The 24,277-nt window shown below is 40.5% G+C and carries 12 protein-coding genes; all 12 read right to left on the bottom strand.

The window, feature by feature from the left end; genetic code table 11:
* Positions 1 to 31: 31 nt before the first annotated feature.
* Positions 32 to 1,486, bottom strand: coding sequence for a glycosyltransferase family 39 protein (locus FRX97_RS02315; RefSeq protein WP_147012983.1), 1,455 nt, complete (start codon positions 1,484 to 1,486; stop codon positions 32 to 34).
* Positions 1,479 to 2,747, bottom strand: coding sequence for a glycosyltransferase 87 family protein (locus FRX97_RS02310; RefSeq protein WP_147012981.1), 1,269 nt, complete (start codon positions 2,745 to 2,747; stop codon positions 1,479 to 1,481). The genes FRX97_RS02315 and FRX97_RS02310 overlap by 8 nt, the downstream gene beginning before the upstream one ends.
* Before the next feature lie 120 nt (positions 2,748 to 2,867).
* On the bottom strand, positions 2,868 to 3,464 hold the full coding sequence (locus tag FRX97_RS02305; RefSeq protein ID WP_147012978.1) for a 4'-phosphopantetheinyl transferase family protein: 597 nt from the start codon (positions 3,462 to 3,464) through the stop codon (positions 2,868 to 2,870).
* Positions 3,461 to 4,150, bottom strand: a complete 690-nt coding sequence (locus FRX97_RS02300) for a thioesterase II family protein (protein ID WP_147012976.1) — start codon at positions 4,148 to 4,150, stop codon at positions 3,461 to 3,463. Before FRX97_RS02300 ends, FRX97_RS02305 begins: the two co-directional genes overlap by 4 nt.
* Before the next feature lie 4 nt (positions 4,151 to 4,154).
* Positions 4,155 to 5,396: an MFS transporter gene (locus FRX97_RS02295; protein WP_147012974.1), complete on the bottom strand. Its 1,242-nt coding sequence runs from the start codon at positions 5,394 to 5,396 to the stop codon at positions 4,155 to 4,157.
* A 20-nt stretch (positions 5,397 to 5,416) separates the two neighbouring features.
* Positions 5,417 to 16,132: a non-ribosomal peptide synthetase gene (locus FRX97_RS02290; protein ID WP_147012972.1), complete on the bottom strand. Its 10,716-nt coding sequence runs from the start codon at positions 16,130 to 16,132 to the stop codon at positions 5,417 to 5,419.
* A 10-nt stretch (positions 16,133 to 16,142) separates the two neighbouring features.
* Positions 16,143 to 19,964 carry a condensation domain-containing protein gene (locus FRX97_RS02285; RefSeq protein WP_147012970.1) on the bottom strand — a complete coding sequence of 1,274 codons (3,822 nt, stop codon included), beginning with the start codon at positions 19,962 to 19,964 and terminating at the stop codon, positions 16,143 to 16,145.
* Positions 19,961 to 21,022 carry an HAD-IIIC family phosphatase gene (locus FRX97_RS02280; RefSeq protein ID WP_147012968.1) on the bottom strand — a complete coding sequence of 354 codons (1,062 nt, stop codon included), beginning with the start codon at positions 21,020 to 21,022 and terminating at the stop codon, positions 19,961 to 19,963. Before FRX97_RS02280 ends, FRX97_RS02285 begins: the two co-directional genes overlap by 4 nt.
* Positions 21,023 to 21,032: 10 nt before the next feature.
* Positions 21,033 to 22,001, bottom strand: coding sequence for a 3-oxoacyl-[acyl-carrier-protein] synthase III C-terminal domain-containing protein (locus FRX97_RS02275; protein WP_147012966.1), 969 nt, complete (start codon positions 21,999 to 22,001; stop codon positions 21,033 to 21,035).
* On the bottom strand, positions 22,002 to 23,153 hold the full coding sequence (locus tag FRX97_RS02270) for an acyl-CoA dehydrogenase family protein (RefSeq protein ID WP_147012964.1): 1,152 nt from the start codon (positions 23,151 to 23,153) through the stop codon (positions 22,002 to 22,004).
* A 5-nt stretch (positions 23,154 to 23,158) separates the two neighbouring features.
* Positions 23,159 to 23,410, bottom strand: a complete 252-nt coding sequence (locus FRX97_RS02265; protein ID WP_147012962.1) for an acyl carrier protein — start codon at positions 23,408 to 23,410, stop codon at positions 23,159 to 23,161.
* Positions 23,411 to 23,435: 25 nt separating this feature from the next.
* The gene (locus tag FRX97_RS02260) at positions 23,436 to 24,275 is read right to left on the bottom strand and encodes a 3-hydroxyacyl-CoA dehydrogenase family protein (protein WP_147012960.1); all 840 of its coding nucleotides are present in this window, start codon (positions 24,273 to 24,275) and stop codon (positions 23,436 to 23,438) included.
* Between the last annotated feature and the right edge of the window lie 2 nt (positions 24,276 to 24,277).

Here is a 24,277-nt window from a genome sequence, read left to right as displayed (position 1 = left end):
TAGTTACTGATTCAGATGGAGTAATTGTGATTTATTGGTTAACGCTGTATTCGCTGATGGTTAATACCTTAAAATCCTGATTTACCTCCTCCAAATGGAAATGTTGATCTAAATGTGATTTAATACTGTTTTGAGGATCGACCAACTCTGTCCATCCTGCTACAAAAATTAATTTAGAAGCATTGGTAAGCATGGCTACATCTATATCCTGGGCCGTATACAGGGCCAATACATTTTTTTGCGCTAATCCTTCCTCGAAATTCCTGTAATCCTTAAAAATGTTAGAGTAGAGGTGGTAACTAAAACCGTGATTTAGCCAAGGCGGACAAAGCAAAATAACAGTGTTATCGTCTTTTTTTGTTTTAAGGTAGCGCACAGCCTCTTCCAAATCCCCATCGGGTGCATTTTGATAATTACAGGTAAGGATCATCATCAAAACCAATCCCCCTCCTACAATGGCATACACCTTTTTCGAATTAATAAGGCTTTCCAACGAGATGGCCAATAACATATAGAAAGCTACAGAGATAAAAATTAGGTAGCGATCTAGGAACATGGGAAGCAAGAAGGAAATAAGGAAAATAAAAAGGAAAGGGAAGAAAAACCATAGCGTTAATAATTTAGTTGCCGCATGTCTCTTTTTAATTCCCATTTTCATCCGAATTGCAAATGCTACCCCCGCCGTTATTAACAGAAGAAGGAAAATTGAAGTATTAACTGGAGCGTTACTAAATTTCCAGAGAAGATTATAGAGACTTTCCCACTTAGGCGCTGCCACCCAAGTCCCCCCGGATGAAGCTAAAAAGCGACCCAAAAAAATCTTTAAGTACGGTATGTAGGTAAGAAAAACCAATACTACGCTGTACGAATAAGCCTTAAAAAAATGTTTTCTATAATCCGAGATTAACAAAACCCCCAAAGCCTGAATAACAATAATAAAAAAGCCAAAGAAATGCGCATAAATAAGCAGGGTATTGCTAAGCACCAACAGGGTAAAATAAGCACCGAACCTTTTCGATTCTCTGGCATTTAAAAAAGCGTACATGGAGAGTACCGTGAGCAATGCGAAAAGAGCATAAACCCTGGTTTCGTGGGCGAAATAAAAATGAAAGCTGGAAAAGGTAAATAGCAAAGTCCCTAACACCGCTACCCGCAAATTAAAAAACTGTTTGCCCAATTTAAACAGGTAGACTGCGGTAAGGGAACTAAAAATTAGCGATGGAAAGCGCGTTGAAAATGCAGAAATCCCGAAGCACTTTATCCAAAAATGCAGGATTAAAAAATGAAGTGGTGGATTGTTTTCATTTCGGAACAGCTCGAATAAATCGGCAAGCTTTTGTTGGGAATAAAAAATGGTAAAGGGTTCATCCCCCGAAATGGAGCCTGCATCAAGATAGATTATTTTAAGCCCCAGGTTTAGAAAGAAGATCAAAATTGGTAGCACCACCTTATATAGCTTATCCATACCAATCCAAGAACTACTCATTGTCTTCCGAAATTTGAAGGTTTGGTTTCACAAGGATCAGAGCCCCAATTAGGAATAAAGCCCCCCAGGTTATGGTCTTATAGTGTTGTGTAATATTGCTAAGCTCCCTGCCTATTACTCCATCTGTTGTTAGGGTCATTAGTACAAATCCAATTCCCATAAACACCAGTATTGCAACCCATCGGAATTTCCCTATCGCTTGATTTCTATTAGCATATTGGGAAAAAACAAAATGTAGAAGATAAAAACATGCTGGCAGAATCAGCGTGAAGGCATATTTCAGTTGATGCGGAAAAATTAGGGGAATTAGCAGGATGATGTATGCAATAGCCCTAAAGTCGTAAAAAGCATTTTTTGCTTTCTTAAAGGGTAACGACGATAGAAAGTAAATGGTGAATGCAACTAAGGAAAATCTAATGGCGTTGGATATGCTCAAGGCCCAATATTCATCTAGGTTAAAAAGATTGCGCTTTAAATCTAATTTCCCATCTGTTTCCGTCAACAAATTTGGTATAAGCGCAGTTAAGCTATGTACTCCCAAATCAGTTTCAATAGTATGTTCCGGATTGCTAGGATTAATTACCATCCACCAATCCTGCAAAAGGATATAATTAACCGACCATCCTAAATAAATTGATGGTAAAAGGAGTAAAACCATTAGAAAAAAGAGACTGGACAAAAAGCCTTTGTAATAAGCCCTGTACAACAAATATGGAAGAATTACGATGGGGAGAATCTTAACATTAATAACGAAAGCAATCAGTAATCCCCCTAATCCAAACCGCCCTTTTCTTATAAGATCCAATCCCTCTAATATTCCCCACAGCAAAAAGACAGTCATTTGGATCATTCCAAAGTTGTACAGTAAAAACCTCACGGTCATGACTACGCACAGGAACTGAATCCAAAACACCTTTTTCTGAGACAACTCCTGTAAATTAAGGTAGTTGCCCATAAGCCGAAAGCAGCGTAAAAGAAGAAGGAAGTTTAGCGTTAACCAAAGTAGGTTAGGTACAAAGTTGGGTAAGTATGAAAAGGGAATCAGCAGGGTGGCCCAAAGAGGGCTGTAGTAGTACAAGCAATAGTTTCCTTCACTTACAAAAATCCATTTATTATATGGGTTTTCACCATTTCTAAGCATTTTGGCCGCTTCCAAAAACACTTTAAAATCACCATTGCCCATCGCTTCTTTAATAAAGTAAACGGCCAACAAAAGGTATAGTAACCCAAAAGCTATTCTAGTATATTTTTTAGCTAACATGGCATATAGGGTTAAGGCTAAGTGAATTTATATTCATTGCAATATCCACCTGATTGGGTAACTAATAACAGCAAACACAAAGTCGGTTAAAAAGCCCAAAATTGGCAAAATAATTCTTCATTAGGACTGGTAAGCAACCGCACAAAGATGATCCTCAGATAAGAAGCGAGTTTCAACATGAAAAAATTTACCATCGAGATTTGCGGAATGGTTGCTAATAGCAACTTTATTCAGTGGCACACTCAATCCCCTACCATCGGCTTTCAACACGGCCTCTTTTATGGTCCACTTCCTGTAAAAAGTGTGTTTTGGCTCCTCACTACACTGGATCTCATTCCATTCCTGGGTGGTAAAAAACTGCTGAAAATCTATAAATTCTACTTCCCTTATTTTTTCTACATCTACCCCAATTACATCTTTTGCAACCGCACAAACAACCAATTCTTCGGTATGGGAAATACTAAAATTGATTTCCTCGTTTAAAAAGGGTTTTCCAAATCTATCCACCTGTACTCTGGCCAAATAATCATCATTATTTCCATAAAACTCTTGAAGAGATGCTTGGAGCAACTCTCGCGATATTATGCAAGCCTGGCGGTCTTGCCATTTTTTGTATCGCAAGGCTTTTTGTTTTATTTCAAGAGGCAGAGCCGTTAATCGAGAGTTCGTTTCCTGATCACTCCACTTATCTCTATTAAAAGCATGCTTAAAGATCATGCATCAATATCTTGTTTAAGGCAGTTCAAAAATTGCTGAGCATTAGAGAAAATAAAAAAGTGGTTGCCACTTATTTCAGTTAAGGTTATTTTTTTATCCGAGATAACCTGCCAATTTTCGCACTCCTCTTTAGTACACTTATCATGCGATCCGTAGTAAACAGAAACTGGGATATCTAATTTGTTAATCTTCGGATAAAGGTAAGTCTCCACCGCCTCAAAATCAGCTCTTAAAATGGGTTCCATTAACTCCATTAACTCAGGATTATCTAATACTTCCTTAGGGCTACCGCCTAGCTCAAATACCTTTTTCTTGAAATCATTCGGGGGTAATTTATGCCATTCTCTGTGGGTAATCTCCGTATCTGGCCCCCCTCTTCCTGATAGCAGTAGTTTTTTTGGTAAGGGCTTATCGAGCTCGTGCAATTTTTCGCATATGCGCTGACCTAGAATTGCTCCCATACTGTGGCCAAACAGGTAATAAGGTTCGTTAGTAAAGGGAAGTATTTGATTATACAGATCATGGGTCATTTCGTCTATCGACCTCAACAAAGGCTCATTAAAACGCATTCCTCTTCCAGGTAGATCTAATCCAATAAAATCTAAGGAACCAACACCCATATTATTAAACTGGTTGTACGCATACTTAGAGGCTCCAGCAAAAGGAAGACATATAATTTTTGGCATATTGTTAGCCGTGTTTTTGATTTTTATCCGATAAACTCAATTCCATTTTAAAGGCCAGAAAAGTTTTAGAGTAATTGGCATAAACGCAAAGTCCCAGAATAATAATTGCCGAAACCAGGCATATGTATCTCCATTCGAAAGATTGCAGGAAACTTCCAAATAAAAACATTCCAACCGGGGTAGACACCATCATAAAAACGCTTACAAACCCTAGTACTTTTCCCCTTAAGTTATCTGGGATGGTTAACTGTATGTATGAAAATAGCGGTACGTTCTGAATAACGTTAAGTAAGCCAATGATGAGTAAATTGGCGGACAAGAATATGCATACTGCCCACTTTAAGTGTTCAAAATGCAGTTGTTCGGGAAGAACCCATAGCAGGATTAAAATAGCTTGAATGGCCAGCAAATAAAAAAGTTTTTGGATGTAGGGAATGGTGTTTTTTTGGGTGGCAATAAATATCCCACCTAAAGCACCCCCAATAGCCCAAGCGGCCTCTATAACAGAGAGTTGATAACTGGAAACCTGCATGATTTCATAACTGACAAATGGAATTACCAATAAAATTAAGGGCATGTATAATCCATTGATCACAATTGCCAAACCAATAAACAATCTCAATACCGGCTTTTTCACCAAAAACTGGTATCCATCCTTCATTTCGCTCCAATATCCGTAGGATTGAGCCTGAGCAAGTACCCGAATAGGCTTTAGAGTAATTTCAAGCAAACCGGCGGCCAAAAAAGAAATGGCATCTAAAATTAGGATAAACTCCATGCTAAAAATAGCATAGCACAATGCTCCTAACATGGGGCCAACAAAAGAAATAAGGGTATTAACCACTTGTAAAATAGAGTTGGTGGCATTCACCTTTTCCTCTTCGACCAATTCGGGGATAATACTTAGCACCGCCAAATTGTTCAATGCTTGTATCATGCTCAAAAAGGCAGAATACAACACGATAAAAGGAATAGATTCCTGAAACTGTGTCCACAAGGGCAACATCAAAAAAATGCACAAAGCAGAGAGTACATCTGTGGCGATAATGATGCTTTTCTTGTTCCATTTATCTACCAAAGCCCCAGCAAACAAATTCACTAAGACCCCTGGAATCAGGGCGAAGCCCAAAACAACAGAAAACAAAAAAGCAGACCCACTCACGTCGAGCACGTGTAGGCTAAGGGCAAAACTAAATATCCCAGACCCCAACCCAGAAATAAGTCTTCCTCCTATCAATGTGTACATAGGAATTGTAGATTGATTTTTCAATGGGCAAGAAGATTTTTAGTAGATGTTATTTCCTGGTTAATAGCCTCAACAATCCACTCACAGTTTTTAACTAAATGCTCTCCTTGAAGCATCTCACGATGCAAACCATATCCATTAAAATGGATAAATTTTTCACATAGCTTCTCCCAGCCCTGCGTAGCAATTCCATTGCTTCGAGACTCTTCTGAACTGATTTGATAAATGGTAGTTTTTGCCAATTGAGTACTGTGAACCATTCGATATAACAAGGCGTCGTATGATTTTATCTTAGCGGATATGGATTCCCTTACTTTGGGATCGGAAAGCAGCGGATGCACCGGTTTTTCATCGGGAGCTCCAATTAAAGAAATCACCTGTTTTTCCAGGTCTTTTTCCTCAAAACGCTCTTCTTTTTCAGCACATTTACCATCAATAAAAATTAACTGAGAAACCCTTCTTCCTTTTTGTTCCAGGTATACAGCAAGCTCGTAACTAAGATTCGCCCCTCCAGAGTATCCCCCTAGAATAAGTTCCCCAGCTGGTTGAACCTTAGAAATGTAATTGAAATACTTTTCAAATCGATTTTCGTCATTTAAGTAGTTGGCTGCATAGACATTAAAATCATGCAATTGATCTGCTACCTCTCTAAAGGCAAAATAAGCACCTAACGCAGGCGGCATGAAAAATATAGATTGCTTCTTTCCTTTGGTCAAACAATGGAAAGGCTTTTCCAATTCCATTAAAACTTCTTGGTTTTCGGATTCGAAGGTTCTAACCTCAGCAAAAGCATTCAACATTTGTTGCAGATTTGCTTCGAAAATCGACGCCAACTGTCCTATTGCCTCATTATCCACCCCAGTTCTACTCTCGAACTGGATATGGAGTATTCCTTGTGCAATCGCCGCAGTTATAGAAAGGCGAATACGATCTATATTAGATACTGCCACACTTAACCCGGTATCTAAGGGGGCTAAACCAAAATCGGTTCTATCTTTTGTTGCGTTATTTAAATGACCTAAATAATTAAACTCTACTTCAGGTTCATTTAATTCTTTATCCAATTTGTCCACCCAAAAATCATAACTAGCCCCTTCGTGTGGCAGTAATGATCTTTGGTTTTTATGAAATTCCAGTAAGTCACTTAAATTCCAGAATTGCTCATTTTTTAATTCATAGGGATACACACTGGTAAACCAACCAACAGTTTGAGAAAGGTTTAAAGCTGGATGTCCATTTCGGCCGTGTCCTTCCAGCAGAATTTTAACGCTACTCTTTCCTTTCCAATGCTGTACACTTTTGGACAATGCTGCCAACAATACATCATTAACGTTATACCCCTTACCAGCGTAGTCCTTAATAATAATCTGGGTTTGTTCTGGAGATATTGATACTCTGAAAGAATCCGATTTCGCGTTTTTGGTCTTGGGAACTTCAAGATTTTCTATCGCTATCTTTTCTTGCCAAAAGTTTGCCCAATCGTTGTCTCCAGCCTCTAAGAGGCTATTGTATCCATTTAACCAATCTTTAATGCTGTGGGTTCTTGGCGGTAATTGTACGGAACTACCCAGGGCAAGTTGAGTATAGGTGGCAGCCAGATCTTCGGAGAGTATTCGCCAAGAAACAGAATCAATAATGAGATGGTGGCAAACCCAATGAAGATAATTTCGTTGGTTATGGTTGACCACCCCCAAGTTCATTAATTTACCCTTTTCGATATCTAAGCTGGCCTGCCAACTATTAAGCAACTCATCAGTAAGCGACAAGGCAGCATTACGCCCAATAATTTCAGGGAAATTAAACTCCGATGCCGGGACTATAGTCTGTAACCATTCCTTGCCTTGTTTTTTGAACTGCGCCCTTAATCCATCGTGCTTTTGCAAAAGTAAGGTTAGCGCTTTTTCAAGTGTTTTTTCCTCATAATTATCGGGCAGCTCAAGTAAAACGGCTTGGTTGTAGTGGTTTATGTTTTCGAAGTTCTTTCTAAAAAAGCGCTTCTGAATTGGTGACAATGGCAATGCTCCTTCCAATGGATCTTGTGGAATATCGATAAGCCCATTTTCCATTGCAGCAGCCATTGCTTGGAGTGTAGGGTATTGAAATATCTGTCCAATTTCAATACTGCGGCCCATCTTTAGCAGACGTGCACTTAACTGAATGGCCTTTATGGAATCTCCTCCGCAATGGAAAAAATTATTTTCTCTATATACCTGGTCTAGGCCAAGCAACCCTTTCCATATTTCGGCAAGTTCATTTTCGGCAGCCCCAATAGGTGAAGACCATTTTTCCTGAGAAAATTGCTTATCCAAACGCAATGGCAGTTCCTTCCTATTTAGTTTTCCATTGGCTGTTGTTGGAATGGTTTCCAGTTGTATCAACTGATTAGGAAGCATATATGCTGGCAAATTCTTGCCAAGGGCCGTGGTAATTTCGTTTACATCAATTGTATTTTTGCCCGTGAAATACCCGATAACTTGATCCTGACCGGATTCATCCTTAATGGTAATTACCGCGGCATTATCCACCTTATCCATGGATAACAGTTGTTGTTCAATTTCGCCGAGTTCTATTCTAAAACCTCTTATTTTCACTTGAAAATCCAGTCGCCCGTGGTAGGCAATTTCGCCCTGAGGAAGCCAAGAAACCAGGTCGCCTGTCCGGTATATTTTCTCTTCATTTAAGTGTGGTGCGGCAACAAATTTCTGTCGGTTTAAATCCTCCCTATTTAAATAGCCTCTCGCCAATCCGTCTCCAGCTATGCATAGCTCTCCAGGGGTTCCAATTGGCTGTTCTTGCAGATTTTTGTTCAATACATAAATCCTGATATTAGAAATAGGTCGTCCGATAGGAATCGCGGAGAATTCGCTGGCTCTTGCACAATCAAAATGAGTTACATCTATGGCGGCTTCTGTTGGACCATATTTATTCACCAGTTGTACCCTGCTTCCGAATAGGTTTTGGAATCGATCTACCTGATTTTTATTTAAAGCCTCGCCTGACACATAAACCAATCGAAGTGATTCCAGAATTGGTTTTTCCGTCATGGACTCTAAATATTCTAACCAAACCGAAAGCATGGAAGGTACAAAGTGGAGCACACTAACCCCATTCTCAATAGCCCTGTTAATTTCGGTGGGATCCTTTTCTCCTCCGGGGTTTAGGATACTTAGTTTAGTTCCAGAAATACACCACAAAAGCATTTCCCAGACAGAAACATCAAACGTGTAGTTGGTTTTCTGAAGGATAACATCAGAAGTACTTATAGGGTAGGCCTCTAGCATCCAATTTAATCGATTCAACAAAGCTCCATGCTCTATCATCACCCCCTTTGGGGCGCCTGTGGACCCAGAAGTGTAGATAACATAGGCCAAGTTTTTGGCAGAGTGGGACACAGCCGGAAGTTTACTTTTCGTTTGTATCAGATCCTCAATTCTAAGCCCATTTGGATGCAAATCTGATATTAAGCCTTTTGCCTTACTGTCTTCTAAAATGAAATTAAGCCTAGATTCTGGCGTGTTTGGATCTATAGGTAAATAGGCAGCTCCCGATTTTAAAATCCCCAATATTGCTATAGGCATCCATTCGCTACGCTCTATGGCCAGCGCTACAATGTCATTGGCTTTAATCTTTAATCGGTCGATAAGACCTGCTGCAATTTTATCGCTTAATTCATGAGCCTCTTGGTGGCTATATATTTTCCCCTGAAACTCAAGCGCTGGTAATCCTGCATAGGAAGCTCGACCCTCATCCATTTTTGACAAAAGGGTTGTTTCTGGATAGGGTGCAGTTTGGGTGTTATTGAATTCCCTAATAGTATCTATGTCCTTTGGTGAAGTGGCTTTCAGCTGATTTATTGGAACATCGGGACGATGGATTACCTGAGATGCCAGGGTTTGCAATTGTTCTAACAATGAATCCATTCTCCAGCGGTCGAATAAATCCGTATTGTACTCCAGCAACACATGAAGGCCCTCTGTTTTTTCCTTGAAATAGAAAGAAAGATCAAATTTGCTTACTTGTCTTTCCACCTCAATGCCCTCCATTTTTAGCCCGGAAAACTGCGCATCGGTCTCATCGTAATTTTCCATTACCACCATTACATCGAAAAGAGGCGATCTACTGGTGTCTCTATCCACAACTACCTCATCTACCAAACGATCGAAGGGATATTGTTGATGAGCGAATGCTTCAAGCGTGCTTTCTTTTAACACTTGAAGAAACTGTTCGAAAAGACTTTCGCTTGGAATTGCACTTTTTAGGGCTAGGGTATTTACAAAACAACCAATTAAATTTTCTGTCTCAAGCTGCTCTCTTCCTGCAACCGGGGTACCAATAACAATTTCTTTTTGTCCACTCTGTTTGTACAGTAGCACCTTTGTAAGGGCCAAAACAAACATAAAAGGGCTCACTTCTTTTTGTTGACAATAGGCTTGGATTTCGCTACTTAGTTTGCCATTAAAATTAAAAGAAATTGCGGTTCCAACGTTGGTTTTAATTTTTGGTCTGGATCGATCTGTAGGCAAGTCCAGCATTGGAATTTCTCCGCTAAACTGATGCATCCAATAAGCAGCCATTTTCTTACCAGCCTCGCTTTCTAAAAGGTTGTTTTGCCATGCACCAAAATCCTTGTACTGAATGGAAAGATCTGCTAACCTTAACTCCTCCCCTTCTAGCTCGGCATGATAGAATGCAAGTAGTTCTTGAATTAAAATATTAATAGACCATCCATCAGAAATGATATGGTGCATATTGAATAAGCAAATAAATTCATTTGCTTGTTGCTCCAGCACCTTTAATCGAATAAGAGGTGCTTTCCCCAAGTCGAAGGGATCCACAGCATCCTTAGCAGCTATGCGCTCAATTTCTGAAGGGCTTTTGGTTGGATGGCGTTCTAATTGAATATTAACCTTTAAGTTATCGTGAATTACCTGAACAGGAAGTTGATCTTTGACATGGAAGGAAGTTCGAAGTGCCTCATGGCGGTCTACCAATTGCTGGTATGCCTTTTCTAGGGCCTTGATGTTAAGATCTCCAATTAATTTAAAGGCCGCAGGAAGGTTATAGGCAGATTGTTGTTCTTGAAATTGATGCAAAACAAAAAGCCTTCTTTGTGCGGCTGATAGCGGATAACTATCGGCTTTTTCAATGGGCTTTAGTTGCTCGGTCTCGAAGGCTTGCCCTTTTTCCAGTATTTTACTCAACCCTTCAATAGTAGGATTCTGAAAAAGATCGGCCAATTTTAAGTCGAGTTTGAGTTCTTTGTGCACTCTTGATATGACCTGAGTTGCTTTTAAGCTATGCCCGCCTACCTCAAAAAAATTATCGGTTATTCCTAAATTATTTCTATCCAGCAGGTCTTTCCAAATCACCAATAACTGAGACTGCAACTCATTTTTAGGCAGAACTACCTCGCCCTTTTTGCTAACTAGAACATTTTGTCCTAAACGGCGTAATTTTTGAGTATCGGTTTTCCCGTTGCTGGTTAAAGGCCAATCTTTTACTTCAACAAAGTGCCATGGGACAATTGCCTCAGGTAAAATTTCCAAAAGCTCTTCCCTCCAAGCAACATTTCGATCGGCTTTATAATAACCCACCAAAAACTTATCATTTCCATCTTGATGCAGAAGAACCTGACTATACCGAACTCCATTTAAAGACCGCATTTGAGATGAAATTTCTCCCAGCTCTACTCGCTGTCCCCTAATTTTTATCTGATCATCTATTCTGCCTAAAAAGTGGATTTCACCTTCTTTAGTCCATTTAGCAAGATCGCCTGTATGGTAATATCGTTTTCCTCCAAGATGTTGATGATATTTAAAGGCCTTTTGCGTTTTTTCTGGATCGTTTCTATAGCCCCTTGCAAGGCCTGGTGAACTAATGCATAGTTCCCCTGGGGTACCCACACCACAAATGGCATCCTGCCAGTTTAAAATTCTAATCTCCGTATTGGGATAGGGTCTACCAATAATATTTTCGTTAAAAGATCGAAGATTCTGGTTACAGATCACATCAATGGAGGCCTCTGTGGGACCATAGTGATTATCGATAAAAACACGATCCCCAACAAAGGATCTGAGCGATTTGAATAAAGCAGGATCTAGAGATTCTCCTCCCACACATATCACGGATAAATGGTGATCTTCTTCCAACCTTACCCCGCTCTCAATCATGCTTCGGTACAGACTGGGCGTACCTTGGAAATTGGTAACCTTCTTATTCTTAATAAGTGGAATGAGGTATTCAAAATCCAACACTTTTTCATGGTTTGGGATGAATAATTTTCCACCTACCAAAAGCGGAAGAAAGAACTCCAAAAGGGCTACATCAAAAACAGGATTTGTTTGTTGAAGGGTTACCGTACTTTCACTCAATCTTAATATATCTCGTTCCGACCAAAGCGTGTGCATTAGGGAAGCATGCTCTATCTCCACACCTTTAGGCTGCCCCGTTGACCCCGATGTATAGAGCACATAAGCCAATTGATTTCCTTTTGGTAATTGGTACTTGTACTCTTTTTCTGGCAGTACAGAAAGGTTTAATAGCTCGAGCTGATCCTTCTTACGGTTTTCTATTTGCTCTTGGTTAGCAAGCATCTTTTTTATACCCGCATCGTTCATAAGGTTTTTTATCCGCTTACTCGGATGATTTACATCGAAAGGAACAAAGCAGCCTCCCGCCTTCATTATCCCTAGAATGCAAATGAGATAATCAATACTTCTTGGCAGTAATATTCCCACACACTCTTCTGGTGCTATACCACTCTCGATTAGAAGTGCTGCTAACTGGTTAGATTTTGCATCCACCTCCTTGTAACTGAGTGCGGTGGTATCGTCTTCTACACAAATGCGATCTCCATTTTTTAGAACTTGACTGGAAAAAGCCTCTACAATAGAAGCAAAAGGCGGCGCTGGAATATCTTCTCCAAAAGAAAACCGCTCCATTAATTCGGCTTCTTTTTCTGGGATAAAAGAAACGTCGCCAATAGATAACTGGGAATTATCTGCTATTTTCTTCAGGATGGTAACCAACCCATCTCCCAAACGCTCCATTGTAGTTTTTTGAAATGCCGAAGCAGGATAATTAAATCGCAGTACAAAGGCCTTTTCTTTTTCTTCTACCTCCAGGGTCAAATCAAACTTAGCTACCCTCTCGTTTGATGCAATAGGTTCTATTTCTAACCCTTCAAATGCGAACTCATCAAATTCAATGTTTTGATATACAAAGAGGGTTTGGAAGTAGGGATGTTTATGTCTGGGAACTTCAATTTCCAGTACTTCGGCCAAATCCTCAGTAGGATAACATTGATTCTCATATATCTGAAGTCTGAGTCGATTATTTTTTTCAATCAACTCATCTATGCTATCTACTTCGGAAAGGTCCAAACGGTGGGGCAAAGTGTTGACAAACATCCCCAAAACCTCTTCCATTTTTGGATTAAGTCGTCCGGCATACACAGTCCCTATAGAAACATCCTTTTTATTAGCCCATTGACTTATCAAAAGCTGATAGGCACTAAGAACCAGTGTATATGGAGTAGATTTTAATGCTTTCGCTTTGTTAAAAAGGTCTTCGGAAATCTTGGCAGGCAAATGGACTTCGAAATTTTCACCCCTGCTATGATCCTCTTCGGCGGGTATTTTGTCAAAGGGAAGCTCTAAGGGTTGCAATCCCTGTAATTGATCCTTCCAAAATTGCTCCTGTTTTTGAACCGTACTTTCTGAAAGATTATTGAGCCAATAGGCAAAATCCTTATAGTGGTAGGCCTGAGTTTTCAGGTGTTTGCCTTTGTATATGGCATCAAATTCGCGTAAAAACTGACTGGCTGAAACTCCATCAGAAACAATATGATGCATATCTATCAGCATCAGATATTTATCTGTAGACCATTTGCAACATCCAATTCTCAGTAAATTTCCAGAGGCCAGATCAAAGGGGCGTATAAAGCGGGTTAAGACTTCTTCAATAGTTTCCTCGTTACGGCTTAACCACTCGATCTTAAATTCGTTTTTATCAATGATTTCTTGAACAGTACTCCCTTCCTTTTGCACAAACCTAGTCCGCAGTCCTTCGTGTCTTTGAATCAGGTTTAAAAAGGCATCCTCGAACCGTTCAAAATCTACCCTTCCGTTAATAAAGAAGGCTCCAGGCATGTTATAAATGGTGCTCTTAGGATCTACAGCCTGGGTTAAATACATGCGCTTTTGGGCATGAGATAATGGGTAGTATGCTAGGGAAGGTGCTTTCTCTATTTCATAAATAGATTTAGAATGGTCATCAGCACTCAATGAGGCCGCCAATCCTGCAACCGTATAAAACTGAAAAACAGATCTAAATGGAACCGATATCTTGTGATTGTCAAAAAGGTGAGCCACCAATTTTGCCGCTTTAAGCGAGTTTCCTCCATAATCAAAGAAGGAATCGTTAATACCCATTTTACAATGGAGAACCGCTTCGAACGAAGCTAGAATTTGTTTTTGTAACTCGGTCTCTGCTGTGGCAACTTGGGCAGATTCAATAAAAAATTTAGGCTCAGGGAGATTCTTCCTATCCGGTTTTCCATTTCTAGTTAAAGGGATTCTTGGGATAAAATTCCAACTCGATGGAATCATATATGCAGGTAAGGTACTGCCCAAATATTCACGTAAAACCGTTTGTGATGTTTCTGTACTTACCAAGTAGGCACATAACTCCAACTGGCCATCTTTTCTTGCTGCTACAACAAGAGCTTCGGAAACCGCCTCGTGTTGCATCAACACCTTTTCTATTTCACCAGGCTCTACCCGGTATCCTCTAATTTTAAGCTGATTATCTATTCTCCCAATAAAATGAACATTCCCCTCTTTGTCCATCACAACTCGATCGCCGGTAGCATAAATTTTATGAGGATGAATGTGCTTATGAATAGCGAATTTTTCCCGAGTTAATTCGGGTCTATTCAAATATTCAATAGCCAAACCTATTCCCCCGACGAAGAGCTCTCCTGCAACACCAACCGGAGCCCTTTGTCCGTGCCGATCTAATACAAATAGTTGCGTATTTAAAATGGCTGTACCAATAGGTACTACGCGTTTTTTGGGTTCTTGAGAAGTAACCCTAAAATAATTAGATCCCACTGTTATTTCACTGGGACCATATCCATTTAAAATCTCTAATTGTGGTAGTGCATCTAAAAATCTTTGCAGTTTTTCATCCAGGATGGCCTCTAAACCAACGTGCAATTTTTTTAAAACGAAATCTTGCGGATTATTGGCTATTATCTCACCAATTTCCTGCAAATAAATAGGCGGCAGATAACAAAACGCGATTTTTTCATTTCGTAAACATTCGGCTACTTTTTCTGGGTTCACCACGCGTTCTTCCTCTAAAACATAAAGCGTGCACCCAGTGTGAAAAGCAAGAGCATACTCGTATAAGGCAACATCAAAGGCTGGATTGGCCATACTTAAGCAACGATCTTCCTCTGCAAACCACTCGTCGTGCCGATCTTGTATACTATGAATATAGTTTCCAAGTGCATCGTGGCGGATTACTACTCCCTTAGGTTTTCCCGTAGAGCCCGACGTATAAATTATATAACAGGGGGCTTCAGGTGCAATGGGCTCAAAGGGGTATTCTTTTTCTGGTAGCGATTTGTTTAAAGACCATTGGTAAACGGAAGCGTCAACATCTACTTTAAAATCCTTTGAAGAGATAACCAGCTTAGTATTGGCATCTTCTACGATAAAATTGGTTCTATCCGGTGGATTGTTGAAGTCTATAGGTAAATAGATGGCGCCAACCGACTGGCATGCCAACAGAGTTAAGGGTTGTAGAACAGACCTCGGAGCACAAACGGCAACAACATCCCCAGCCTTAACATCACTTGCCACCATTTCATTCTGCAGGATCTGAATTTGCCGAAGCGTTTGCTCAAAAGTTAGGGTACAGACTGCATCCTCCAGAGCTATTTTTTCTGGTGTTTTTTCTGCCTGCTCTAAAAAGTAGTCTAATAATGATCGAAATGGCAGATTACTTGTGGTTTCATTAAATGCATCTAGGTGGCTCAATTGATCCTTACTGAGCAAGGATAAAGATCCCAAAGAAGCTTCGGGGTTTTGGAGCATAGCACCCAGTAACTCCTGATAAGACCATGCCAACTCCTTTAAAACAAATTCATTGTGATTTTGAGTAAAGGCCCTAAACGTAATAAAGTAGTTTCCTCCTTCGCTAGCCACCTGCACATCAAAGTTGGATGTTTCATTAATCGGCGCCAGATTTTCATACGCATACCCAAAATGAAAATTGTCTTCGAACCCGCAGTTATTGGCTTCTAACTTTGTTTTGAGCTCAGCAACAGCAGCCGATTGCTGAGACCATGCTTTTTTTAGGTCCTCTTGCAAATGTCTGAACAATTCTTTCACCTTCATATCCCCCGAAATTTCGGCCTCCGTAAAAAGAAAACCATTGGGGTTATTGTCGTTCAATGCAGGAGAAAGGCTTCGAATAAAGTCGGAGTTCGACAGTTTAGAACCCAAAAGAAACAGGGGAGCTTGAAACAAGATGAATTTCGAAAAATCCTTGTTATTGCTTCGCTGATCTATCAACTTGCCAATGGCCAAATTAAGTTTCTCCTTATGTTCTATCCTGGTTCTATCCTCATTGGTATAAACTCCTAATCTTAAGGGGTCGATAGGGGTTTTGAGTTTATTGAACCAATAATCGACAGCTTTTTTAGATTGCAGTAGGTCCTCGCGCATGCTTCGGTTATTAAAAGTTTAGTTCGAAATCAGGAGCACTATTCCCAGATATTTCATTGCTTTCTTCTCCTATTTCATGAATCTCAATGGCCACGCTATCTACCGTCTGATCAACAATCTTCAGGTACTTCTGGGCCATAAGCTCCATTGTAACCGAATCAAATAATTCGGCGTTGTAATAGAGGTTTACTAGGTAATTAGCACCATTTTCATTGATTTCCATGGTCAAATCGAATTGAGCCGTTTGATTGGAAAAAGGCAAAGATGAAATCTCAATATCCTCCAATTCAACCTTCTTTTTCCCCAAGTTTTGCAACACAAAAAGGGTATTGAATAGTTTTGCATTTTGCATACCAAGTTTTTCTACCACCCTTTCGAATGGGTAGTCCTGATGCTCAAAAGCTCGGAGCGCGTTTACTTTAACTGTTTCGAAAAACGCTTGAAAATTTCCCGTTTCCGCCGTGCTATTTCTCAAAGGGAGGGTGTTTACAAACATCCCAACTATTTTCTCCATCGCCTGCTGCGACCTTCCTGCAATAGGGACACCAACTGTAAAGTCTTGTTGGCCACTATACTTGCTAAGCATTAAATGGTAACAAGCGAGTAAATGCATAAATGGAGTCCCCCCCATTTCATTACTGGTTTTTTTAATCTGCTTAACCTGTTCTTCGGATATTTCAAATGAATAGGTCGCCCCCTTTGGAGCAACTGAAGTTTCTGATTTAAAATCATAAGGCAATGCCAAAAGCTCTGGAGCACGTTCAAAAACCGATGTCCAATAGCTTTCTTGCTGCTGCATATAACCATTACTGAAAGCAGCCTCCTGCCAAAGGGCGTAATCGCTATACTGAAACTCCAATTCATTCAGCTCATTGCCTTGATATGCCTCTAGAAATTCCGAAGTAATCATTCCTAAGGATACCCCGTCAGAGATAATATGATGCATATCGAATAGCAGCAGATATTCATTTTCAGCCACTTCCACACACCTCACTCGCCATAACGGAGCGTTTTTAAGATCGAAGGGTCTTAGAAAATCCGACTTTATTTTTTCCAAATCTTGGAGGGACCCAGAAGACTTTTCCATTTGAAAATCAACTTCCGTTAATACACGCTGAAATGGCGTCCCTTTATCTTCGTCAAAAATGGTGCGAAGGGAATCATGTCTTGCCACCAATAATCTGAGGGTTTCCTCCGCTTTATTGAGGTCAAACTTTCCTTTAATTTTTAGTGCTGCAGGAAGATTATAGGCCAAGTTACTGCCTTGGCTCATTTCATGAATTTGCCAAAGTCTTCTTTGGGCTTCAGATAAGGGGTACTCCTGCCGTCTCGGTTGCTTTGTCATAGGGTGTTTGTGGTTGGATTTTTGTCCCGATTCCAGCAACTCATCTATCCCCTGAGCAAGCGTTTTTACCGTTGCAAACGTGAATATATCTTTAAAAACTAGCTTAATTCCATAGGTACTTTCTATTCGCGAAATTACCCGAGTGGCCATTAGCGAATGCCCTCCCAATTCAAAGAAATCGTCTGTTAAGCTGATGGAGTCCAGACTTAAAACCTCAATCCAAATGGCGGCCACCTTTTGTTCCGTTTTCGTCCAAGACTCCGGTATTAAATCCCTATGTTTTTCTTCATTTACAGCACTTAAGTCTTCCTTTGGTTGTAGTTCAATGGAAGCTTCATCTACCGAGTCTATTTCCTTTTTATGCTGCCCTGTGCTTACCGGCTTGAGCCAGCACCTTATTTTTTCTAAAGGCGTAGAAGGAAGGGGATATTTCTGCAGCGGTTGATGGTATACTTCTGTCCATTTCACGGGATAACCAGCCAGGAAAATTTTCCCCATTAACTCATCCACTGACGCTTCATCGTCCAACCAAATCAGGTCCAATGACTCATCTTTGTCGGGATAGGGTAATTCATTCAATTGCCTGCTCAAGCAACCTGTAGTTCCCAATTCAACAAAAAGGGTTTTCTGCGCTTCGGTTTCTCTTTGTATCAGAGATCTAAGTTTCTTTTTCAGGTTTTGCGCTTCCCATGCTTCCAATCCGTGGGCTTCTGAAATTGCTTCTTCAAAAGTCATTTCTTCCAAAATACAAGCCACCACTAAATCTCCAGTTCCAAGTCCTAGTAGATTCTCAGATAAAATCGCGCGGCTTTTTAGCGCATTAAAAAGCCCAAGCTGCATTACAAACCTTCTTGAATTGTGGTTAAGTTCACCCACTACCTTCATTGCTTTTTGCGCCAGCATCGAAATTTCTTCTTCAGTTGAACATAGCTGTTGAAAAGCAGTTGACGTTATTTCAGAATCAGGGGAAAAGAGAAAGAGAATTTTTTCTGCCGGAAGTTGATCCTCAGGAGCATATCTTGATTCTGAAAGAGTTCCCGTAGCAGAGATGGTAAAATAACCTTTAGTTGGCAATTGGGTTCGCGCCGTACAAGCTGTATATGCTGCAGCTGTTTTTTCTTCTGGAGATTTATCCCCAAGGCGGGCTCTGATTTCCTCATCCAAAAGCATTAAATTTTCTTGGCTTTTAGCCGAAAAAGCAAGAATACAATTTTTGGCTTTCGGCCATTTTATTTCAGGTGCTTGTTCAACAACCACGTGAACGTTGGTGCCGCTGAGACCGAAAGAGCTAACGCCACACTGGCGAAGGTTTTGAGACACCTCCCACTTTTCGTACTTTGTTTGCACCTGGCAAACCGACGCATCGAAATTGATAAAAGGATTGGGTTTATGGTAGTGCAAAGAGGGGTAATGCTCACCAAACTGCAGCGCTAAAACCGCTTTAATCAGGCCACTGATCCCTGCAGCACCGCCGGTATGAGCTATATTTGACTTTACAGAGGAGATTTTTACGCTGTTTAGCGGTTTATCCATATCAGCAAAGGCCTGATCTATTCCTCCAACCTCAATAGGGTCGCCTAATTTTGTTCCCGACCCATGAGTTTCAATAAAATCTATGTTGGTCGGATCTATCTGTGCCTTGTCCCAAGCTTTTTTTATGACTTCTGCCTGCGCTTGAGAACTGGGGGCGGTTAAACTACCCGATAACTGAGCGTCTTGATTGGCCGCAGAACCCTTAATAACTGCATAAATGATATCCCCATCAGCTTCGGCTTTTTCCAAGGATTTAAGCAATACAGCTCCAACGGCCTCACCTGCACCCGTTCCATTGGCATCCTCGGAAAAGCTTCTCGTTTTTCCATCGGAAGACATTATGCCTAAATCAACGCCCTCCTTTTTTTCCTCGGGTTGAATAATGAGTCGCACTCCACAAGCTAAACTCATGGATGCATCTCCGTTTATAATTTCCTTACAGCCCATGTGCACGGCCAATAAGGAAGAGGAACAAGCAGTATCCAACATGGTTGCAACTCCTCTTAAATTAAAGTGTCGAGATATGCGGCCTGCCGTGGTTGCGCTTGAACTTCCAGTTACCAGGGTCGGGTCGAAAACTGTAGCCAACCTATAGTACTCCTGATCGGTATCTCCTATGAAAACTGCTGTTTCTGAACCGTGGAAATGCTCCATCGGATATCCAGTGTTCTCCAACGCCTCGTACGCCACTTCTAACAACAACCGTTGATGTGGATCCATGTGAATGGCCTCAGACTTGGAGATATTAAAGAATTTGTGATCAAAACGATCTATATCGTCGACAAATCCAAGTGGCATATAGGATTTTGATAAATCACAACTGGTATTGGCTAATCGATGGTGATCGGGTTCTCTAACGCTATCAACTCCCTCGATTAAATTTTGTCGAAATTCCTGAATGTTTTTGGCCTCCGGAAACCTTCCAGCCATTCCAATTATTGCAATATCTTTCATGATGTAGCTTGTAAATCAGGAGTTTGCACTTTTATATATTCGGGGTATGCTGGAATCTTCTCTAGGTTATGTTCCAGTACTACTCCTCCATTTTCTAACTTCCCAGCCTCTGTAAAACCCGAGAATTTGTAGGTTACATACATCAGTCTGTTTCTATCCGTGGGTAGGAATTCGGCTTGCAGTCTCGTATTTTGGGACTTTGCTTTGTGCATGATATACGAAAGCAAAACGCCTCCCACACCACGCGACATCACCCGGCAGCTCATTAACAAAAGCTTTAAATTCCAGATTCCTTGGTTAAACTCAGCCATTGCAACACCTATTTTTCCGTAGCTACCATATCGATCGGTAAGCTCGGCAACAAGCAACATATGGTTTGGAGAATGAATTAAAGTTTCAAGTTCATCGTAGGAGTAGGAATACCCAGTGGCATTTAACTGATTAGTTCTAATGGTCAGTTCCTCAACGCGCTGTAAATCGTCAACAGTAGCGCGTGTAATACGAAAATCTAGGTCTAAGGATTTTAGAAATGCTTGGTTATTACCTATTTCTTTTTCCTCGTTGTTACGAACCTCATCATCTAGATACATTTTTCTCCTCAACGAAGATTCTGGTGTAATAAACCGAGGCTTAAACTGATGGAGTATTTGAGGTATAATATCTATATCGTAGCAGTGTACCTTATGGTGAACGAAATTCACTTCTTCGCGCTCAAATGCTTGATCATCAATAAATGCGATTGCATCGAATCCTATGTTTAATTTTTCCTGTATCGTAGAAATAGCATTGGATTTTAAATCCCATGAAATTTGTGGGTACAGAAAGTATTCCCACAATCCGTATGATTCCAACTTCGCCTTGGCATCATCAAAATTATTTTTACTAGAAATACTATTGATTATTCCCCATTGGTCTAGAGTTTGAATAATTTCTTTTATTCCATCTCGCAATTGCAGTTCATCATGCTCCAAAAGCACGCCGTTCCACAAGGTGTTATCCAGGTCCCAAACGACACATTTGATCACTGGTTTTTTGGTTGATGAGCTTGGTGTTTTCATGTGCACGATTTTAAATTTCGAGGAGTACGGTACTCCAGGCAGCCGCGGGGCTATTATTCATAATTAATACGTTTTGTCCTTCCTGAAAAAGCCCCGAATCCACACCAGTTTTAAAATTCAGAAACACATCTCCAGATCCAAGATGTCCATATTTGCTCAGGTTCATCTGGCAAATGGGAGAGAGCTTTATATCGAAAGCTTGCTCGTAATATTCATAGGCCCTGCTCGATATATTTTGAAGCATGTAATGGTCTATTTCAGAGGATGTAAGACCGTTATGGTCTAAAACTTTTTGGTTTAATTCCTGAAACCTGTTCTTACTTTCTATCGCCAACTCAAATCCATATTTGCGCAAATTGGAGCAGGTCTCCTTAAACTCCTCATCCTTTTTACCTCGATATTCCATTTTAAATAAATCCCAATACGCACCATTAGATTGCATTTGAATGTCTAGGATTTGGTTGTTCTCCGTTCTTCCAATAAGCGCGGCAATTCCTCCATCCCCCATAACCGTAACAGGATATCTAAAACGATAATTAGAGTACAACTTGTTACCGTAACAAATGAGCACGTTTTTCGCCTTTTTATTGGCTTTTAAAAGGTCCATAGCCAACTTAATGGCCATAGAAGAATCGGCACAACCCAAATTAGAAATTGCAAAAGCCATGGCAGAATTTGCTCCAAGATCGTGCTGTAATCTCGTTGCTTCGGAAGAAATAAAATGCTCTGGGGTTCTGCTTTGGATGTAGATGATAAAATCTAAATCTTTTCCCTCCAGTCCGTTTTGTTCTAAGAGTTGTTCACTAGCACCTTTGGCCAAATCATAGCTTTGCAGGTTTCCCGAATCGTAAACCGTGTCAATACCAACGGTTTCGAAATATTCACGCTCAACAGCATTGAGGTTTTTAAACTCATTGGATTCATGAACGGCAATTGGAGTGCCTGGTGTAAAGGATTGTATGGATTTTATTCCGATCATTTAGGAAAGTATAGAGGACAAACTAGCTAGTCCTTGATTGGCAATTAAAATTTGTTGAATTTCCGAGGAGCCTTCGATAATCTCCATGATCTTAGCATCTCGGAAATAACGCTGAATGGGTCTGCTATCGTGGCATCCAGCTGCTCCATGAAGCTGCACCGCCTCGCTGGCAATTCTGTTCGCAGCTTGTGTGGTATAATATTTCGCTACGGTGGTCTGAATAAAAGAATCGGGGTTTTTTGTAGCTCTTAGGTGTGCCGCATTATAACACAATAATCGGGCAGCCTTTACCTCGGTTATCATATTTGTAATTTTCTGTTTAATCAACTGGTGATCCTTTATAGGAGATCCAAATTGTTGACGCTCTTTAGCATAGGCAACGCTATCTTCTAAACAGGCACGAGCAATTCCAAGCGAACCACAGGCCACACTAAATCTACCGTTATCCAATGCGGTATTTACAATTTGGGCAAAACCAAAACCTGGACGTCCCAGCAGATGGGCTTCGGGTACAAAGCAATCCTCAAGTATGATTTCTCCAAGCATTGAAGCCTTGGTTCCCAGCATTCCGGTTAACGGATTTACCGTGCATCCTTCCGTAACACTCTCCACTAGAAAGGCACAAACCCCTTGGTCTCCCTTAGCAACGATTACAAATAAATCGGCCATTTGAGAGAACGTAATCCACTTTTTGTGGCCGTTTAATACATAACCGCCATCAACCTGGGTATATGTAGTTTGCACGTTTTGTGCATCGCTACCCGTTGTGGGTTCCGATAAGCCAAAGGCAGCCACCTTTTCTCCCTTACACAATTTAGGTAACCATTGCTGCTTTTGGGCCTCATTCCCCCATCTTGAAATGGTTTCGGCCGTAAGAGAAGAATGTACCGTAAGTAAAGAACGAACCGACGAACAGCCTCTGCCTATTTCCTCATGAAGAATACCATAGCGCACCTGATCTAATTCTAATCCCCCGTACTTTTTGGGAATGGTAGGACAAAGCAAGCCTTTATCGCTCAGCTTTTTTACGATTTCACGAGGAGTACTCTCTTGTCTATCCCACTGCTCTGCATAGGGCAGAATTTCCGACTTCACAAAGTCCTGGACCGATTTGCGAAAATGCTCCTGTTCATCCGTTAATTGAAATGACATAGGAATTATGCTTTTTTGCGAACAACGAATTTTTCAATGTTGGCCACAGAACTAAAATTGTTCAAGTCGAGATCCTCGTTTTCCACGGTAAAACCAAAAGTATTCTCCAAAAAAACCACAAGCTCTAAAGCGAACAATGAGTTTACCAGACCCAACTCGAAAATATCGTCTGTAACTTCGAATGAAATATCTTCTCCTATTCTTTTCTGTAGGAAGGTTTTTACCGTTTGTTGAACATCAATAATTGGTGTTGACATAGTTGTAATTAATTTGTGGGGTTGCCTAATTGTATTTAAAAAATCCTTCTCCGCTCTTGCGGCCATGTAAACCGGCGTCTACCATTTTTTTTAAAAGTGGTGCGGGTCTAAATTTTGTATCCTGATAGCTTTCTACTAGCACATCTAGTGTGTAAAGGATGGTGTCTAAACCGATAAGATCGGCCGTTTCTAATGGCCCCATGGTATGGCCAAAGCACTGCTTAAATATTTTATCTATCGATTTTGCATCTGCCACGCCATCTTGCAGGGAGAATATGGCCTCATTTACCGTTAGCATTAAAACTCGATTGGAAATAAACCCTGGATAATCGTTTACCACTACCCCCTCCATTTCAACAGATTGAAGCAGGGTTTGGGTTGTGTTAATCGTTTCCTCGGTTGTATGGAAACCTCTGATAACCTCAACAGTTGGTTTTAAATGCACGGGGTTCATAAAGTGTATACCCATTATATTCTTTGGTTGAGGAAGAAAAGAAGCCAAACGAGTTATGGAAACTGCCGATGTATTAACCGCAAGGAGGGCATCATTCGAGATGTACTTGGCGATCTCTTGATAAAGGGTTTCTTTAATTTTTATGTTTTCGGTAACGTTTTCAATGATAAAATCGGCAGATGAAATGGACGATAAATCCGTAGTACATGTAATTTGATCAAGCGCTACATAAGTGCTTTTCGACTTATGCAACAGTTTATCCAAGCGCTCGATATTTTTAATTTTCTTTTTTGCATCCTCCAGCACTTCATCAGACAGATCGATAAGTGTTACCTGATATCCAAATTTTGCAAATTGGTAAGAGACACCCTGTCCCATTACCCCAGCTCCTATAACTGCTAGTTTTTTCATGA

This window comes from Luteibaculum oceani (genome assembly GCF_007995015.1).
GTDB lineage: Bacteria > Bacteroidota > Bacteroidia > Flavobacteriales_D > Luteibaculaceae > Luteibaculum > Luteibaculum oceani.
The sequence above is the reverse complement of the archived record's forward strand: the minus strand, read 5'-3'. Positions and strand labels throughout refer to the sequence as shown.

What these genes read in the sequence shown, in the direction of transcription:
- FRX97_RS02315 (WP_147012983.1), bottom strand. Translation starts at nt 1,486, where the DNA reads ATGAGTAGTTCTTGGATTGGTATGGATAAGCTATATAAGGTGGTGCTA.
- FRX97_RS02275 (WP_147012966.1), bottom strand. Translation starts at nt 22,001, where the DNA reads ATGATCGGAATAAAATCCATACAATCCTTTACACCAGGCACTCCAATT.
- FRX97_RS02280 (WP_147012968.1), bottom strand. Translation starts at nt 21,022, where the DNA reads ATGAAAACACCAAGCTCATCAACCAAAAAACCAGTGATCAAATGTGTC.
- FRX97_RS02305 (WP_147012978.1), bottom strand. Translation starts at nt 3,464, where the DNA reads ATGATCTTTAAGCATGCTTTTAATAGAGATAAGTGGAGTGATCAGGAA.
- FRX97_RS02290 (WP_147012972.1), bottom strand. Translation starts at nt 16,132, where the DNA reads ATGCGCGAGGACCTACTGCAATCTAAAAAAGCTGTCGATTATTGGTTC.
- FRX97_RS02295 (WP_147012974.1), bottom strand. Translation starts at nt 5,396, where the DNA reads ATGTACACATTGATAGGAGGAAGACTTATTTCTGGGTTGGGGTCTGGG.
- FRX97_RS02310 (WP_147012981.1), bottom strand. Translation starts at nt 2,747, where the DNA reads ATGTTAGCTAAAAAATATACTAGAATAGCTTTTGGGTTACTATACCTT.
- FRX97_RS02265 (WP_147012962.1), bottom strand. Translation starts at nt 23,410, where the DNA reads ATGTCAACACCAATTATTGATGTTCAACAAACGGTAAAAACCTTCCTA.
- FRX97_RS02260 (WP_147012960.1), bottom strand. Translation starts at nt 24,275, where the DNA reads ATGAAAAAACTAGCAGTTATAGGAGCTGGGGTAATGGGACAGGGTGTC.
- FRX97_RS02300 (WP_147012976.1), bottom strand. Translation starts at nt 4,150, where the DNA reads ATGCCAAAAATTATATGTCTTCCTTTTGCTGGAGCCTCTAAGTATGCG.
- FRX97_RS02270 (WP_147012964.1), bottom strand. Translation starts at nt 23,153, where the DNA reads ATGTCATTTCAATTAACGGATGAACAGGAGCATTTTCGCAAATCGGTC.
- FRX97_RS02285 (WP_147012970.1), bottom strand. Translation starts at nt 19,964, where the DNA reads ATGAAAGATATTGCAATAATTGGAATGGCTGGAAGGTTTCCGGAGGCC.